The sequence below is a fragment of the Dictyoglomus sp. LHC4 genome, from assembly GCF_055181355.1.
The window spans coordinates 1,052,273-1,069,516 of record NZ_CM143707.1; the positions used below are offsets into that span (position 1 = coordinate 1,052,273).

The window sequence follows — 17,244 nt, forward strand, 5'->3', positions numbered from 1 at the left end:
AGAGCATCCCTGTTTTTTTATAAATATACTTTAGGGAGGTGAAGGGATGAAGCATTTTGCAAAACTTTTCCTAATCTCTGTGGTTTCAATTTTTCTTTTGGTACTACCCTTGCAAGCAGCAGGAACAATAAAAATAGGGGCTATATTCCCAATTACCGGTCCATTGGCTACTTTTGGTACATCCTGTGCAAACGGAGCAAAAATGGCTATTGAAGAGGTTAATTTAAGAGGAGGAGTATTAGGAAGTAAGATTGAACTTCTAATTGAAGATGACCAGTACAAACCAGAAGAGGCAGCAAACGCTGCTAAAAAGCTTATTGAGAGAGATAAGGTTGTGGCTCTTATAGCAGAAGTAACAAGCTCTGTTACTTTAGTAGTAGCTCCTATTGCTCAACAGTCTAAAATAGTACTTCTTACACCAACAGCAACAAATCCAAAAGTAACACAAGTAGGAGATTATATCTTTAGAGCATGCTTTATAGATGATTTCCAAGGGGAAGTAATGGCAAATTTTGTTTATAAAAATTTAAAATTAAAGACTGCAGCCATACTTACCGCTGTGACAAGTGACTATAGTAAAGGTCTTGCCCAATTCTTTAAACAGAAATTTACCGCTCTTGGTGGTAAGATAGTGGCTGAAGAGTCATATTCTGAGGGAGATTCTGATTTTAGAGCTCAATTAACTAAAATCAAATCAGCAAAACCAGATTTTGTATATGTACCAGGATATTATGCTGATGTAGGGCCTATCCTTCTTCAAGCAAGAGAGCTTGGAATAACTGTTCCATTTGGTGGCGGAGATGGCTGGGATTCTCCTGTACTTCTTCAAACAGCAGGAAAAGCTGCTGAAGGATGTTTCTTCAGCAACCACTATAGTCCTGATTCGAAAGAACCTATAGTACAAACCTTTGTAAAGAATTATCAAAAGAAGTACGGAACAACGCCAGATGCTTTAGCTGCTCTTGCTTATGATGCAGCCAAACTATTGGTAGATGCTATTAAGAGAGCTGGTAGTACAGATTCTTCAAAGATAAAAGATGCTCTTGCAGCCACAAAAGGATTCAGAGGAGTGACAGGAGTAATAACTTTTGATGCAAATAGAAATCCAGTAAAGAGTGCAGTTATAATTGAGATTAAAGATGGAAAACAAGTTTATAGGACTACAGTGAAACCATAACAAGTTTTTAATATAAGGGAGGTAGATTTATCTACCTCCCTTCTTGTATAATATAAAGGCTTTATCTTTAAAATGGAGCGTGGATAGATGGTTGATATATTACAGCAAATAATAAATGGAATATCCTTAGGTAGTATATACGCCTTAATTGCTTTAGGCTATACTATGGTATATGGTATATTAAGACTTATTAATTTTGCTCATGGAGATATATTTATGGTAGGAGCATTTATAGGTTATTTTGCTTTAGGTTCTTGGAATTTACCTTTTGCTTTAGGGCTTGTTGTAGCAATGATTGGTGCGAGTGTCATAGGTATACTTATAGAAAGATTTGCTTATAGACCCTTAAGAACAGCTCCAAGGATATCATTATTGATAACAGCTATAGGTGTTTCATTTCTTTTAGAGAATTTAATGGTGCTTATAGTAGGTGCGTCACCAAGATCTTTTCCCCAAAGTATTCCTGTAGATATATACAATATAGGTGGACTTATTTTGACTAATCGCCAAATTATAATTTTATTAATATCTATTCTTCTTATGATACTTCTCCAATTTATTGTTATGAGAACAAAGATAGGAAAAGCTATGAGAGCTGTTTCTCAAGATAAAGAAATGGCGTTGATGCTTGGAATAAATATTGATAGTGTGATCTCCTTTACTTTTGCTCTTGGGTCTGCTTTAGCAGCTGCAGGTGGGGTACTTGTAGGATTATATTTTAATAAAATAGAACCTTATATGGGAGTTATGCCAGGTTTAAAAGCATTTGTGGCAGCTGTTTTAGGAGGTATTGGAATGATTCCAGGAGCCATGCTTGGTGGGTTTATTTTAGGAATTGCAGAAGTTTTAGTTTCTGCCTTTATATCATCTACTGTTAGAGATGCTGTTGCTTTTATAATCCTTATAATAATTCTTTTAGTTAGACCTTCAGGACTTTTAGGAAAATATATGAGGGAAAAGGTGTGATGAGAAGAAATCTTTTGACCTTATTAACATTAATATTAATATTATTTCTTTCTATATTAAGTAAAAATTTGGATCCTTATATATATCAAATTTTAGTATTTTATGGAATAAATTCTATTCTTGCAGTAAGTTTAAATTTGATAAATGGTTTTACAGGACAATTCTCAATTGGACATGCAGGGTTTATGGCAGCGGGAGGATATTTTAGTGCAGCCCTAAGTGTCTATCAAGGAGAGAAACTATTAAATGTGTTAAGCTTTCTTCCAAGAGATTTGGCTCAAGGTATTATATTTTTAGCTTTTCTTATTATTGGAGGTTTGTTTGCTGCTCTGTTAGGACTAATGATAGGTATTCCTACTTTAAGACTTAAAGGGGATTATCTTGCCATAGCCACTTTAGGTTTTGGTGAAATCATCAGGGTTGCAATTTTAAATTTAGATTTGGTAGGAGGACCGAGAGGTTTTCCTGGTATACCAAAACTAACTGATATAACTTGGGTTGCTTTTTGGGCTTTTATAGCTGTTGTGGTTATATACAGGATTATAAATTCATCTCATGGTAGGGCAATAATATCTATAAGAGAAGATGAAACAGCTTCTGAGAGCATGGGAATAAATACTACTTATTATAAAGTACTTGCCTTTTCTGTAGGTGCCTTTTTTGCTGGAATTGCAGGAGGACTTTTTGCCCATTACTTAATGATGTTACATCCTAGTAGTTTTACTTTTATGAGATCTGTGGAAATATTACTCATGATTGTACTTGGAGGACTTGGAAGTATAACGGGATCTATTTTTGGGGCCTTTGTTTTAACTGTTCTTCCTGAAGCACTAAGGGGTTTTGCACATTTGAGATTAATTATTTATTCTTTAACACTGATAATAATGATGCTTGTAAGACCTTCAGGACTTATGGGTAATAGAGAGATTTCCTTTTACAGATTATATAAATTATTGAGAAGGAAAGGGATAAGCTAATGGCTGTCTTAGAAGTGAAAAATCTATCTTGTGCCTTTGGGGGACTGATGGCAGTTTCAGATCTTTCCTTTGAAGTAGAAAAAAACGAGATTTTAGGAATAATTGGTCCTAATGGGGCTGGAAAAACAACTGTTTTTAATCTAATAACCGGTTTTTATCTACCTATTAAAGGAAGTATTGTATTTAATGGAAAAAATTTAGTAGGTATGAAACCCTATCAAGTAACAAAGCTGGGAATAGCGAGAACATTTCAAAATCCAAGGTTATTTAAAAAACTAACAGTTTTAGAAAATGTGATGATAGCCATGCACAAAGTTTATGATGCATCCTTGTTTGATACCTTAATTTCTAATCGTAAGTATATTCAACAAGAAAGTATTCAGAGGGACAAGGCTGAAGAATACTTAGATTTCTTTGGACTCTACAAAAGAAAAGATGAAATTGCAGAAAATCTCCCTTATGGAGAACAGAGGAAACTTGAAATAGCAAGAGCAATGGCCACTGAGCCTTCCCTTTTACTTTTAGATGAACCTGCAGCTGGTATGAATCTAAATGAGTCTCTTGAGCTTGTAAATTTGATATCTACTATAAGAGAGAAATTCAATCTTACCATCTTACTTATTGAACACCATATGGAAGTAGTTATGAATATATGTGAGAGAATAATTGTATTAGATTTTGGTATGAAAATTGCAGAAGGAAAACCTGAAGAAGTTAAAAATAACCCAAGAGTTATTGAGGCATATTTGGGTAAGGAGGTAAAAGGTGTTATCCATTAAAGATCTACATGTTTATTATGGTGGTATTAAAGCCTTACAAGGTATAAATCTTGATGTTAAAGAAGGAGAAGTAGTTGCTCTTATTGGAGCCAATGGCGCAGGTAAAACAACTACCCTTCGTTCTTTATTTAGATTAACTCCAATAGTAAAAGGTGATATTTATTTTTACGAAATAAACCTTACCAAATTACCATCATATAAGATTGCTTCCCTTGGAATTGCTCATATTCCTGAGGGGAGAAGAGTATTTCCTAACATGACTGTAAAAGAGAATTTAGAAATGGGTGCTTATCTTGTTAAAGATAAAAAGGTGGTAGAAAAAAATTTAGAATTTGTGTATAATCTTTTTCCTCGTCTTAGAGAAAGACAAAAACAATTAGCTGGAACATTAAGTGGTGGAGAGCAACAAATGCTTGCCATAGGTAGAGCTTTAATGTCTAATGCAAGACTTCTTTTACTTGATGAGCCTTCTATGGGACTTGCCCCCTTACTTGTTCAAGAGATTTTTTCTGTATTAAAAAAGATAAATGAAGAAAAAATAACTCTCCTTCTTGTAGAACAAAATGCCAATATGGCTTTTTCCATTGCCCATAGGGTATATGTTATGGAAACAGGAAAAATTGTCCTTTCAGGTCCAACAGAGGAGATTGCTAATAATGAGGCCGTTAAGAAGGCCTACTTAGGAGGTTGATTTATTATGCTTGTTAGAATGCGAATGACCAAAAATCCTATAAGTGTATCTCTTGATACGTCTATTTTGGAAGCATGGAAGATAATGCAAGAGTCCCAAGTAAGAAGATTACTTGTTATGGAAAAAGGAAAGCTTGTAGGTATTGTAACGGAAAGAGATTTAAGATCTGTATCACCATCTCAAGCTACGTCTTTAAGTATTTTTGAAATCAATTATCTTTTAGAAAAATTAAAAGTAAAAGATGCAATGACTTCCAATCCTATAACAGTAGATGCAGATGCTCCTATTGAGGAGGCTGCTTTAATCATGAGAGATAATAAGATAAGTGCTTTACCTGTTATAGAAAATGGAGAAGTTGTTGGAATAATAACAGAAAGCGATATTTTTAAGGCTTTCATAGAGATGCTTGGAGATGGTAAAAAAGGTTTGAGATATACATTAAGAATAAAAAATACTCCTGGAGAAATAGCAAAAATTGTAAATCTTATTGCTGAAAAAGGAATAAATATTATGAGTATGGCTACCTTTCCAAGTGATTCTGAGGATTATGGTTTTTTAGTGCTCAGATTAGAGACAGAAGATCTTGCTTTAGTGAATGAGATATTTAGAAAGAATAATATTCCTGTCGAACATATAAGAAAAATTTAAAAAAATATTAACATCTTTTGTAAATCTTGTGAAACATTCCTTGCTATAGTATAATTACGTGGATAAATTTCAAGGTAGAAAAGGAGGTAGCTATGAAAGTACTTGTTTTGAACTGTGGAAGTTCATCAGTAAAGTATCAGGTTTTTGATATGAATGATGAGAGTGTATTAGCAAAGGGGCTTGCTGAAAGGATAGGCCTTGATGGTTCAAGAATTGTATATCAAAGAGGCTTAGAATCTAAAAAAATTTATGAGATACCCTTGCCTACTCATAGGAAAGCAATAGAAGAGATATTTAAGTTGTTGGTAGATAAAAATGATGGAATATTAAGTTCTCTTAATGATATTGATGCTGTAGGACATAGGGTTGTACATGGTGGAGAAAGCTTTTTTGAGGCTACCTTAGTGACTCCAGAAACTTATAAGAAATTAAAGGAATGTGAAAACTTAGCTCCTCTTCATAATCCATATAACATACAAGGTGTTGAGGCCTGTATGTCTTTGATACCAGAAGCTCCACAAGTTTTAGTATTTGATACTGCCTTTCATCAAACTATGCCAAAAGAAGCATACATTTATGCCCTTCCTTATGAATGGTATGAGAAATACAAGATTAGAAGATATGGTTTTCATGGTACTTCTCATTATTATGTCTCAAGGAGAGTTGCTCAATTAATTGGGAAACCATTGGAAGAATTAAAAATTATTTCTTGTCATCTTGGAAATGGGGCAAGTATTACAGCCATTAAAAATGGTAAATCAATAGATACTAGTATGGGATATACACCGTTAGAAGGTCTAGTTATGGGGACAAGATGTGGTGATATTGATCCTGCGATCCCACTTATTATGATGGAAAAGGAAAATTTATCTCCAAAAGAAATGGATAACATTCTTAATAAGAAAAGTGGTATTTTAGGTATTTCCGGAGTAAGTAGTGATTTTAGAGATGTGGGAGAAGCTGCTGAAAAAGGTAATGAAAGAGCCTTGTTGGCTTTAAAGGTTTTTGCTTATAGAATTAAAAAATATATTGGTGCCTATTATGCTATATTAGGTGGACTTGATGTTTTAATATTCACTGCTGGAGTTGGTGAAAGAGGACCATTAGAGAGAAGTTTAATATGTGAAGGTTTAGAACATCTTGGTGTAAAGATTGATCCAGAGAAAAATAAAGTAAAAGGTGAAGAATTAAAGATAAGTACTCCTGATTCAAAGGCGGAGGTATGGGTAATACCAACTAATGAAGAGTTAATGATTGCAAGAGAAACAGTTAAAATTGCAAGGAATAAATAAAAAGAAGGTGGTATTGTGGAAATTTATCTTGCTGATTTACATTCTGAGATAGGAAAGGAGTTTATTTACGAGGAAGATTTTATTCCTCATTACGAAGATTTGCTTTTCTTAGAACCTGTTCATATAAGATTAAAGCTTATAAATTTAGGTAAAGAAGTATTAGTAAAAGGTAATATTAAGACAAAATTAGGTCTTGCATGCAGTAGATGTTTGAAAGATTTTCCTTATAATTTAGAAGCCAAGATTCAGGAAATATATTTATGGGATATTCCTATACAAAGAAACATAAGCCCTGGAGATGTTATTGAGTTAAAAGATGAAGATTTTAAATTTGTACTTGAAAAAGAGAGTCTCTTTTTAGATCCTCTTCTTGAGGATGTTATAAGATTAAATATACCTGTAAAACCACTCTGCCGTCCCGATTGTAAAGGATTATGTCCAGTATGTGGAAAGGACCTTAATTTAGGTGAGTGTGAATGTTCAAAAGAAAGTAAGATTGATCCAAGATGGGAGCCACTTAAAAAGTTTTTAGATAAAAAGGGAGGGAAATAGCAATGGGTCTTCCGAAGAAAAAACTATCTACTACAAGAAGAGATCGTAGATGGGTGAGGTATAAACTAAGGGGTGTTGCGTTAGTAGAATGCTCTCACTGTCATAAAATGATAAGACCTCATAGAATATGTCCATTTTGCGGCTATTATGAGGGAACGGAAGTATTAAAGGTAAAAGAAGAGAAGGAAGAATAATATAAGGAGATTTAAAATGGGTGTAGGGATAATAGGGATTGGGACGGTAGTTCCTCCAAGGGTTTTAACGAATTATGATTTGGAGAAAATGGTAGATACTTCTGATGAATGGATTACTATACGTACAGGAATAAAAGAGAGACATATAGCTGATAGTAATGTAAATCCATCAGATCTTGGAGCAGAAGCTGCATTAAGAGCATTAAAAATGGCTAAAGTAGAACCTGAGGAAGTAGATCTTATTATTGTTACATCTGCTTCTTTAGAAATGATTTTTCCGTCTATGGCTGCAGTTATACAAAATAAAATTGGGGCAAAAAATGCAGGTGGTTTTGATTTACTTAGTGCTTGTACTGGTTTTGTATCTTCTTTAATTACAGGTGCCCAATTTATTAGATCAGGAGATGTTAGGACAGTTTTAGTTATAGGTACAGAAGTTCTTTCGAGATTTGTTGACTGGGAAGATAGAAATACTTGTGTTCTTTTTGGGGATGGTGCAGGCGCTGTTGTTTTAAGAGAAGTAGGTGATGGTTATGGTTTAATCTCTTGGGATCTTAAGTTAGATGGATCAGGGGCTGATTTGTTAGCAATCCCTGGAGGATGTGCAAAAAATCCATGTTCTGAAGAGGTATTAAAGAATAAGCTTCATTATATAAAAATGAATGGAAGAGAAGTTTTTAAATTTTCAGTTAGAGTCTTAGGTGAAACAACAGAAGAATCTCTAAAAAAGGCAGGACTAACCCCTGCTGATTTAGATTGGCTTATTCCGCACCAAGCAAATATCAGGATTATTGAAGCGGGAGCGGAGAGATTAGGTATTCCTATTGACAAAGTCGCTATTAACATACATAAATATGGTAATACTTCTACAGCTTCCATACCACTTGCTCTTGAAGAGCTTGTTTTAGAAGGTAAGATAAAAGACGGAGATGTTTTAGCTTTAGTCGGTTTTGGTGCTGGTCTTTCCTGGGGTTCTGCCGTATTAAGATGGAAAAATATTGAAAGTTAAAATGAAGTTGAGAGGTTTAGCCTATGAAAGTATGTTTTGTCTTTCCAGGACAGGGATCTCAATATGTGGGAATGTTTAGCCCATTTTTAGAGAACTCTGAATATAGATATTACTTTCAAGTTATAGAAAAGATATTAGGTAAAGATTTTATTGATAAAGTTCAAAATGGACCTGAAGAGGTTTTGAAGGATACAAGAATATCTCAACCAGCTATTTTTTCTGTAAGTGCCATGTTATCAGATTTTTTGAAAAAAGAAGGTATTTGGGCAGAATATGAAGTAGGACATAGTTTAGGGGAATATTCTGCCTTTTATTATGCAGAGGTTTATAATTTTGAGGATGGTCTGAATCTAATAAAAAAGAGATCTGAAGTAATGAGTGAAGTAGCAGAAAAGGTTAAAGGTGGAATGTGGGCTATTCTTAGCGGAGATTTAGAAGAGATAGAAAATAGTATAAAAGAATCTCAAAAAGAGGGTTTGAATATATTTATTGCTAATTATAATTCACCTGGACAAATTGTTCTTTCTGGAGAAAAAGAGGCTTTTGATTTATGGTATAAGAAGATGAAGGATAAGATAAAAAGGGTTGTACCTTTATCTGTTAGTGGACCTTTTCATTCTCCTCTAATGAAAGAAGCTGAGGAGATTTTTAGTGATTACTTAAGCAGTTTTAATTTTAATAAGCCTAAATATAATGTGCTTAGTAGTATCACATGTGATTTTGTAGAAAATAATGTTAAGGATATACTTATAAAACAATTTACAGGATCAGTAAGATGGATTGAAGCAATAAATAAAATATATAACTTAGGTGTAGACTGTTATGTTGAGGTTGGACCAGGAAAGGTACTTCAAGGATTGATAAAGAAAATAATTCCAGAGGTCAAAGTTTTAGGTATAGAAGAACCAGAAGATTTAGAAACTTTAAGGGGGGAATTAGGATGTTAAAGGATAAAGTTGCAGTTGTAACTGGTGGGGGTAGAGGGATTGGTAGAGCTATAGTTCTTGCTCTCGGAAAAGAAGGAGTTAAAGTTCTCATCAATTATAGAGGCAAAAAAGAATCAGCATTGGAAACCTTAGAGGAGTTAAAAAAGTTAGGTGGAGAGGGAGAAATTTATCAAGCTGATGTAAGTGTAGAGGAAGAAGTTGAAAAGATGTTCAGCTTTGTTATTGAAAAATGGGGGAGATTAGATATATTAGTCAATAATGCAGGAATTACGAAAGATAATCTTCTAATAAGAATGAAAAGTGAAGAATGGGATCAAGTAATAAATACGAATTTAAGAGGGGTATTTCTTTGTACAAGATCTGCATTAAAAATTATGTTGAAACAGAGAAGTGGTAGAATTGTTAATATTTCATCAGTAGTAGGGCTGAAAGGTAATATTGGGCAAGCTAATTATGCCTCAGCTAAGGCTGGTATTATAGGCTTTACAAAGGCCGTAGCAAGAGAGGTAGCATCAAGGGGTATTACAGTAAATGCGATTGCTCCTGGTTTTATAAAAACAGAAATGACAGATGTTATTTCTGAAGAAATGAAAAAGAAAGTTTTAGATGAAATTCCCTTAGGCAGATTTGGGGATCCTGAAGATGTGGCAAATGCTGTAAAATTCTTAGTTTCAGATGAGGCTTCTTATATTACAGGAATAGTTCTTAATGTGGATGGAGGATTGGCAATCTAAAAGATGATATATAATTTCTCAAGAGGAAGGAGGTGAACTGTAAAATGGATGAGGCTACCATCTTTGAAAAAGTCAAAAAAATAATTGTAGATCAACTTAGAGTAGATGAGAATCTTGTTACTATGGATTCAAATATTCAGGAGGATTTAGGTGCAGATTCCTTAGATGCTGTAGAACTAATTATGGCATTAGAAGAAGAGTTTGGTATTGATGTACAAGATGAAGAGGCAGAGAAATTTAAAACTGTAGGAGATGTGGTAAGATATATTGAGAAAAGATTATAAGTATGGTAGAAAGGGTACTGGAAAAATCCAGTACCCTCATTTTTATTAAGGGGGTTTTATGGATGAGACGAAGGGTTGTAGTAACTGGAATAGGTGTAATCTCACCTCTTGGGATTGGTAAAAATAAGTTTTGGGATGGAATTATAAATGGGAGATCTGGAATATCCTACATAACTAAATTTTCTGTAGATGATTTTCCAACAAAAATTGCAGGAGAAGTTAAAGATTTTAACCCAGAAGATTTTATAGATAGAAAGGAAGCTAGAAGATTAGATAGATTTTCTCAATTTGCTATTGCTGCTACAAAACTTGCTATGGAAGATGCTAATTGGAACCCTACAGAAGAGGAAAAAGAAAATACTGCTGTGATTGTTACATCTGGAATAGGTGGTTTTGAAACTTTAGAAAATCAATTTAGAGTCTTATTTGAAAAGGGTGTAAACAGGGTAAGTCCTTTTTTAATACCTATGGTTATTATAAATATAGCATCGGGTAATATTTCTATCTTTTTTGGTTTTAAAGGTCCAAATTACTCTCCTGTTTCAGCTTGCGCATCTTCAGCCCATGCAATTGGTATAGGTTATCGCTTAGTATCCTTTGGTGAAGCGGATTTTGCCATTGTTGGAGGATCAGAAGCTTCGATAACTCCTATGGGAATAGCTGGTTTTTGTGCTTTACAAGCTCTTTCTACCCAGAATGATCCTCCAGAGAAAGCAAGTAGACCTTTTGATGCTAAAAGAGATGGTTTTGTTATGGGAGAAGGCGCAGGAATATTAATACTTGAAGAAATGGAACATGCTCTTAAGAGAGGAGCAAGAATTTATGCAGAAATTGTGGGTTTTGGAGCATCTGACGATGCATATCATATAACTGCGCCAGATCCAGGAGGAAATGGAGCTGTTCTTTCTATAAAACGTGCAATAAAAGATGCTAAAATAGATCCAAGGGATATAAATTATATAAATGCTCATGGTACTTCAACTAAATTAAATGATAAAATAGAAACATTGGCGATTAAAAAAGTCTTTGGGGATTACGCTTATAATATTCCAGTTAGTTCTACAAAATCTATGATAGGGCATTTACTTGGTGCTGCTGGAGCCGTAGAATCTGTTGCTACAGTGTTATCCATATATAACGGTATGTTACATCCCACTATAAATTATGAGGAAAAGGATCCAGAATGTGATTTGGATTATGTGCCCAACGTAAGTAGGAAATGGGAAGTAAAATATGCCTTAAAGAATTCTTTTGGTTTTGGTGGACAAAATGCATCATTAATTTTTAAAAAATTTGAAGAATGAAAAAAAGTAAAATAGATATAGATAAAATTAATCAAGAGATAGGTAAAAATATTGGGTTTTCATTTAGTAATAAAAAGCTACTTATAGAAGCTCTTATTCATCCATCTTTTAAGCATGAAAATCCCGAACTTAAAATAGATAATCAAAGATTAGAATTTTTGGGCGATGCAGTATTGAATATGGTTATTACTGATCTTCTTTTTGATTATTATAAGCATGCAACAGAGGGTAAATTAACTCAGATGAGAATCTCTCTTGTAAAAGAAGAGATGTTATATAAAAAAGCAAAAGCTTTAGAATTAGATAGACTAATATTTTTAGGTACAGGAGAAGAAAAACAAGGAGGAAGAAATAAGCTATCTGTGTTGTGTGATCTTTTTGAGGCCTTCGTTGGAGCAATATATTTAGATAAAGGATATGATTTTGTGAAAGATTTTATTTGGAGAATTTTTGAGGAGGATATAAAAAATATAAATTTAGAAGTAGATTGGAAAAACCTATTAAGATCAATTCTTCTTAAAGAAGGAAAAGAACCTCAATATAGGGTGGTAAAAGAGGAAGGTCCAGAACATAATAAAACTTTTTATGTAGAACTTTGGGTAGATAGTGAAAAGTGGTCTGAAGGTATAGGTAAGAGTAAAAGGGAAGCAGAAATTATGGCTGCAAAAGAGGGGTTAAGGAAAATTAAAAATGATATATCTTAAAAGGTTAGAACTTCACAATTTTAAATCTTTTATAGGATCAACCAAAATACCATTTTCTCAAAATTTTACTGTTATTACTGGCCCTAATGGTAGTGGTAAAAGTAATATTTTAGATGCTATAAGGTGGGTCTTAGGAGAGCAGAGAGTTAAAACCTTGAGGGCAGAAAAAGTAGATGAGGTAATTTTTGGGGGAAATAAATTTCATCCTCCTTCAAATTTTGCGGAAGTTGATTTGTATTTGCAGTTGGATGATGAGGAAATAGAAATTTCAAGAAAATTATATAGGGAGGAAGAAAGCAATTATTATATTAATAATAAACTGGTCAGACTAAAAGATATTCAGATGTTTTTTTTAAATCTTGGTCTTGGTAGATATAGCTTTGCTTTTTTGAGTCAGGGAGAGATAGATGATTTAATAATAAAAGAAAATGAAAGGTTAAGAGAAATCATTGAAAGTATAGCTGGAATATCCGGTTATCATGAGAGAGTAAAGGATATTTTGTTAAAGTTAGAAGTAGTTGAAAATGAATGGAATAGACTTGAAGAGAAGAGAAAAGAGATGGAAGACAATTTGAATATTTTAAAAGAAGAAGCTAGGGTGGCTCAAAAATATGAAGAGATAAATAAAAAGATTACTGACGTTCGAGAGTCTCTTAAATATTGTTTATGGCAAAAAGCCTTAAAAAATCTTGAAAAATATAAGAAGGAATTTGAGAATATAGATTTAAGGTTAAAGGAGCTTGAGAATGTTGTAGGTTCTATCTTATTAAATAAGGAAGAGCTTCAAAGAGAAAAAGAAAATATAGATAAGATTTTGAAAGATAAAAAAGCATATTTGGAGAGTTTAGATAATGAACTTCAAAAATTGAGTATTGAAAAAAGTAGAAATGAGGAAAAGATAAATCTTCTAACTGAAAGGTTGAAAAGTATAAGGGAAGAAAGGACTGATTTAGAAAAAGAGCTTTATCTTGTAGAAACACAAACAAATGATATTGAGGAAAAACTAGAAAGCATTAGTAGTGAAAATTATGATGAAATTTTTGATGTTTTGAAAGATAGAGAAAATGCCTTACAAGAGAAAATTATAGAAAAAAGTAGATTGGAGCAAAGAATTAAAGAATTTTCTGAATTTTCTTTTTTCTATGAAAATGTAGAGATTATAGATAATAAAATTGAGAAAATTGATATAGTTATTAGAAATTGGGAAAAAAGATTATTTAATCTTAGAAATTATAGAGAGAGTTTGGAAAGAGATTATATTGAAAAGAATAAGATATTTAGAAAAAAAGAAGAAACTTTTGAGAAAAATATTGTGGAGATAAACAAGTTAAAAAGTCTTGTAGGTGAATTAAAGGAAAGTTTAATAGAAAATTATCCCCGTGGTGTAAGAGAAATTATCCATTACAGAAGAGAGAAAATACATGATATTTTTAAGAACATTATAGAAATACCCTTTGAATATTTAGAGGCTTTATATAATCTTTTAGGAAATACTATATATGACATAATTGTGGATAATGAAAAAACAGCAAAAGAATTAATTAACTTTTTAAAAGAAAAAAGAGCTGGATGGGCTACTTTTAGACCATTAACATTAAATAGATATGATAAAATTAAAGATCTTCCCGAAAAACTGAAAAATGTGGCGGTTAGAGCAATTGATATTGTGAAATATGATTGTCAATATGATAATTTAGTTAAAAATATTTTAGGTAATGTTATTATTTTTAATAATTTTGATTCTGCTGTTGAGAATAAAGATATTCTTAATGATGGATGGAGAATTGTTACTCTTCAAGGGGAAGTATTCTTGCCATCAGGAACCATAAGTGGGGGAATAAGGTTCAATATTGAGGCTACACTATTGTCAGAAAAGTCTATTGTAGAAAATGAAGAAAAGATAAGAGATCTTATTGAAAGCAACAAATTCTTAAAAAGGGATTTAGAGATATTGAGAAATGAAATTGATAAAATGAAAGAGATAAGAATAAAATTAGAGCCATTAATTATAAAACTTGAAAATCTAATTAAGAAAAAGAGAGATGAAAAACAAAATCTATTGGAAAGAAGAAAAAAGTTAGAAATATATGAAAGAGAGGCACTTTTTTTAGAAGATAGATTAAAAGCTATCATGGATGAAATCGATAGTTTACAAAAGAACATAAAAATATGGAGAGATAAGTATGAAAGTTGTAAGATCCAAAAAATAGCTTTAGAAAAAGAGTTTAATCATTTACAGGAAAGATATAGTTATCTTGAAAAAAGGATAAAAAATATAGATCAAGAGATAATGAAAATTGATGATGATTTATACAATTTAGGTAAAAACATTAATTATTTAGAAAATAGAATAAAGGAGCTATTAGAAGAAAAGAGAAAGTTACTTGAAGAAAATAATGAGTTTTTTGAAAAACAGAGTCTTCTTACGACTCATATTAAAGAATTAGAGAAGAAGTGGCAAGAAAACAGGGAAGAAGAGATTGTTCTTTTGGAAAAAAAGAAAGATCTATTAAATCGTATAAGAGAGTTAGAAGTAGACATAGAGAATAATTACCAGGGGGATTGGGAATTAAAAATAGATCTTCCCGAAGAAAAACTAAGGATTTTAGAGAAAGATCTTGTTAAAGAGTTGGAAGAGTTAGGCCCTGTGAACTTTTTGGCAAAAACAAAATTGGAGGAAGAAGAGAAAAAATATAAAGAACTTGTTGTACAGATAGATGATGTGTATGGATCTATTAATTCTTTGAGAAAGATAATTAGGGAAACGCGGGAAGAGGCTGAAAAAAGATTTGTAGGTTGTTTCTTACAATTTAAGGATTTAGCAAATAAAAATTGGCAACTTTTCTTTCCTAATTCAAATCTTGAAATTTTCTTAGATAATGAAAATGATCCATTGACTTCTGATATAAAACTTAGAATTTCCTCTCAAAAGAAAAGTTGGAGAAATATTATTACGCTTTCTGGAGGAGAAAAAAGTTTAGTAGGTATATCTATTTTGCTTTCTGCGGTAGAACTTGCTCATATTAATTTTTGCTTTTGGGATGAAATTGATTCTGCTCTGGATAATCAAAATGCCATGATTTTAGGTAGGAAAATTAAGGAATTGAGTAAAGAGAATCAATTTATTCTTATATCTCATAATCCTGTTTTAATGCAATTTGCTGATATAATATATGGTGTGACTTTAAATGATAAGGGTTCTTCGCAAGTAATTTCTTGGAAATTGGAAGAGGTGGTTGCAAATTGAGCTTTTGGAATAGGTTACCCAAATTGCAAAAATTTGCAGAGAAATTACAGAATATTTTTAGCTTTTCTAGGATTGATGATGATCTTTTGGATGAACTGGAAATGGAACTCATTCAAAGTGATTTAGGTTTAGAATTGACAAATCAGTTAATTAATGAAATTAAAAAGCAAAAAATCACATCCACTTCTGAACTTAGAGAATTTATGTTTAATTTCTTTTTGAGTATTTTTAATGGGATGAATTCTCAGCTTAATATTATTCCAGAAAAGATAAATGTTTTTATATATTTAGGGGTAAATGGTACAGGAAAAACAAGTGCAGTTGGTAAGATGGCTTATTATCTGAAAAATATGGGCTATTCTCCAATCATAGCTGCAGGAGACACTTTTAGGGCAGCAGCTATTGATCAAATTAAGCTTTGGGGAGAGAGAGTAGGAGTAGATGTTATAGCTCAAAAAGAAGGAGCTGACCCAGCATCGGTTGTTTATAATGCTATAGAAGCTGCTAAAGCGAGAAATAAAAATATTTTGTTGGTAGATACTGCTGGAAGAATGCACACAAAGAGTAATCTCTTAGAAGAGTTGAAGAAGATTGAAAGAGTTGTTGAAAAAACTTTAGGATATAAAGCTTCAGAGAATCTTATTGTGGTAGATGCTACCTTAGGTCAAAATGTTATAAAACAGGTAGAGACTTTTAGAAATGCTGTTGATCTTACCGGAGTAATATTAACTAAATTAGATGGTACCGCAAAAGGAGGTGTAATTATTAATATTTTAAAGACCTTTAGAATACCTGTAAAGTTTGTAAGTATAGGTGAAGATAAAGAGGATTTTGAACCCTTTGATCCTAAGGAATTTGTAGAATCCTTCTTACCGAGGGTAGAAGTATGATAAGAAAAGCGAAAATACAAGACGTACCTGAAATTCATAAACTAATTAATGAATATGCTGAAAAAGGTCTTCTTCTTCCGAGATCTTTAAGTGATCTTTATGAAAATATTAGGGATTTTTACATATTAGAGATAGATAAAAAAATTATAGGTACTTGTGCTTTACATATTATTTGGGAGGACCTTGGAGAAGTTAGGTCAGTTATTGTTAAAAAAGAATACGAAGGAAGGGGGTATGGAAGAAAACTTGTATTTACTTGTCTAAATGAAGCAAAATTTCTTGGTTTAAAGAGAGTACTTGCCCTTACATATATTCCAGAGTATTTTAAAAAGTTGGGATTTGTAGAGGTTGATAAAAGAACATTACCCTTTAAGGTTTGGAGTGATTGTGTTAGATGTCCAAAATTTCCAGACTGTGGTGAATTTGCCTTAATATATTATTTATGAAATACTGGATTATACTTATTCTTTTTTTAATAGATAGAATAACGAAAGAAATGGCCAATAGTCATTTCTTTGATGGAATAAAATTGGATTTTATAATTAGCTTTAATCTTGTGCATAATTATGGTGCTGCTTTAGGAATATATATTCCGAGATTTTTTCTTATTTTTTTTAGTTTTTTAGCCCTTATAGTGCTCCTGATACTATATAAGAAATTTATTTTTTTGGGTATAGCATTTATATTAGGAGGACTTTTAGGAAATTTGTATGATAGAGTTTTTTATGGTTATGTGATAGACTTTATTCATATGAAAAATTTTTTTGTTTTCAATTTGGCTGATGTTTTTATTACATTGGGAGGATTTTTTCTATTACTAAAACTAATAAGATAAATGAAGGAGGTAGA

At 32.2% G+C, this 17,244-nt stretch carries 19 protein-coding genes; all 19 read left to right on the top strand.

All coding sequences use genetic code 11. The features are described 5' to 3' along the window. The first annotated feature begins 46 nt into the window (after window positions 1–46). On the top strand, window positions 47–1,177 hold the full coding sequence (locus ACY3JO_RS05090) for an ABC transporter substrate-binding protein (protein ID WP_463083971.1): 1,131 nt from the start codon (window positions 47–49) through the stop codon (window positions 1,175–1,177). Window positions 1,178–1,264: 87 nt separating this feature from the next. Continuing rightward, on the top strand, window positions 1,265–2,143 hold the full coding sequence (locus ACY3JO_RS05095; RefSeq protein ID WP_463083972.1) for a branched-chain amino acid ABC transporter permease: 879 nt from the start codon (window positions 1,265–1,267) through the stop codon (window positions 2,141–2,143). Further along, window positions 2,143–3,120, top strand: coding sequence for a branched-chain amino acid ABC transporter permease (locus tag ACY3JO_RS05100; RefSeq protein ID WP_463085653.1), 978 nt, complete (start codon window positions 2,143–2,145; stop codon window positions 3,118–3,120). Before ACY3JO_RS05095 ends, ACY3JO_RS05100 begins: the two co-directional genes overlap by 1 nt. Beyond that, the gene (locus tag ACY3JO_RS05105; RefSeq protein WP_463083973.1) at window positions 3,120–3,899 is read left to right on the top strand and encodes an ABC transporter ATP-binding protein; all 780 of its coding nucleotides are present in this window, start codon (window positions 3,120–3,122) and stop codon (window positions 3,897–3,899) included. Before ACY3JO_RS05100 ends, ACY3JO_RS05105 begins: the two co-directional genes overlap by 1 nt. Further along, window positions 3,886–4,590, top strand: a complete 705-nt coding sequence (locus tag ACY3JO_RS05110) for an ABC transporter ATP-binding protein (RefSeq protein ID WP_463083974.1) — start codon at window positions 3,886–3,888, stop codon at window positions 4,588–4,590. Before ACY3JO_RS05105 ends, ACY3JO_RS05110 begins: the two co-directional genes overlap by 14 nt. Before the next feature lie 6 nt (window positions 4,591–4,596). Then, window positions 4,597–5,238, top strand: a complete 642-nt coding sequence (locus ACY3JO_RS05115; protein WP_463083975.1) for a CBS and ACT domain-containing protein — start codon at window positions 4,597–4,599, stop codon at window positions 5,236–5,238. Between the two features lie 92 nt (window positions 5,239–5,330). Next, window positions 5,331–6,530, top strand: coding sequence for an acetate/propionate family kinase (locus ACY3JO_RS05120; protein WP_463083976.1), 1,200 nt, complete (start codon window positions 5,331–5,333; stop codon window positions 6,528–6,530). Window positions 6,531–6,545: 15 nt separating this feature from the next. Beyond that, on the top strand, window positions 6,546–7,082 hold the full coding sequence (locus ACY3JO_RS05125) for a YceD family protein (RefSeq protein ID WP_463083977.1): 537 nt from the start codon (window positions 6,546–6,548) through the stop codon (window positions 7,080–7,082). Window positions 7,083–7,084: 2 nt separating this feature from the next. Next, complete coding sequence (rpmF, locus tag ACY3JO_RS05130) at window positions 7,085–7,276, top strand: 50S ribosomal protein L32 (protein ID WP_463083978.1); 192 nt, start codon at window positions 7,085–7,087, stop codon at window positions 7,274–7,276. A gap of 16 nt (window positions 7,277–7,292) precedes the next feature. Further along, window positions 7,293–8,285: a beta-ketoacyl-ACP synthase III gene (locus ACY3JO_RS05135; protein WP_463083979.1), complete on the top strand. Its 993-nt coding sequence runs from the start codon at window positions 7,293–7,295 to the stop codon at window positions 8,283–8,285. Window positions 8,286–8,308: 23 nt separating this feature from the next. Beyond that, on the top strand, window positions 8,309–9,232 hold the full coding sequence (gene fabD, locus ACY3JO_RS05140; RefSeq protein WP_463083980.1) for an ACP S-malonyltransferase: 924 nt from the start codon (window positions 8,309–8,311) through the stop codon (window positions 9,230–9,232). After that, window positions 9,226–9,966: a 3-oxoacyl-[acyl-carrier-protein] reductase gene (gene fabG / locus ACY3JO_RS05145; protein WP_463083981.1), complete on the top strand. Its 741-nt coding sequence runs from the start codon at window positions 9,226–9,228 to the stop codon at window positions 9,964–9,966. Before fabD ends, fabG begins: the two co-directional genes overlap by 7 nt. A gap of 44 nt (window positions 9,967–10,010) precedes the next feature. Beyond that, window positions 10,011–10,250 carry an acyl carrier protein gene (gene acpP, locus ACY3JO_RS05150; protein ID WP_148805450.1) on the top strand — a complete coding sequence of 80 codons (240 nt, stop codon included), beginning with the start codon at window positions 10,011–10,013 and terminating at the stop codon, window positions 10,248–10,250. A 62-nt stretch (window positions 10,251–10,312) separates the two neighbouring features. Beyond that, window positions 10,313–11,554, top strand: coding sequence for a beta-ketoacyl-ACP synthase II (fabF, locus tag ACY3JO_RS05155; protein WP_463083982.1), 1,242 nt, complete (start codon window positions 10,313–10,315; stop codon window positions 11,552–11,554). Continuing rightward, complete coding sequence (gene rnc, locus ACY3JO_RS05160; protein WP_463083983.1) at window positions 11,551–12,258, top strand: ribonuclease III; 708 nt, start codon at window positions 11,551–11,553, stop codon at window positions 12,256–12,258. The genes fabF and rnc overlap by 4 nt, the downstream gene beginning before the upstream one ends. Then, a complete protein-coding gene (locus tag ACY3JO_RS05165; protein ID WP_463083984.1) occupies window positions 12,245–15,505 on the top strand; it encodes an AAA family ATPase in 3,261 nt (1,086 codons plus the stop codon). Before rnc ends, ACY3JO_RS05165 begins: the two co-directional genes overlap by 14 nt. Further along, window positions 15,502–16,395: a signal recognition particle-docking protein FtsY gene (ftsY, locus tag ACY3JO_RS05170; protein ID WP_463083985.1), complete on the top strand. Its 894-nt coding sequence runs from the start codon at window positions 15,502–15,504 to the stop codon at window positions 16,393–16,395. Before ACY3JO_RS05165 ends, ftsY begins: the two co-directional genes overlap by 4 nt. Then, window positions 16,392–16,841 carry an N-acetyltransferase gene (locus ACY3JO_RS05175; protein WP_463083986.1) on the top strand — a complete coding sequence of 150 codons (450 nt, stop codon included), beginning with the start codon at window positions 16,392–16,394 and terminating at the stop codon, window positions 16,839–16,841. The genes ftsY and ACY3JO_RS05175 overlap by 4 nt, the downstream gene beginning before the upstream one ends. Continuing rightward, window positions 16,838–17,230: a signal peptidase II gene (locus tag ACY3JO_RS05180; RefSeq protein WP_463083987.1), complete on the top strand. Its 393-nt coding sequence runs from the start codon at window positions 16,838–16,840 to the stop codon at window positions 17,228–17,230. Before ACY3JO_RS05175 ends, ACY3JO_RS05180 begins: the two co-directional genes overlap by 4 nt. Window positions 17,231–17,244 lie beyond the last annotated feature (14 nt).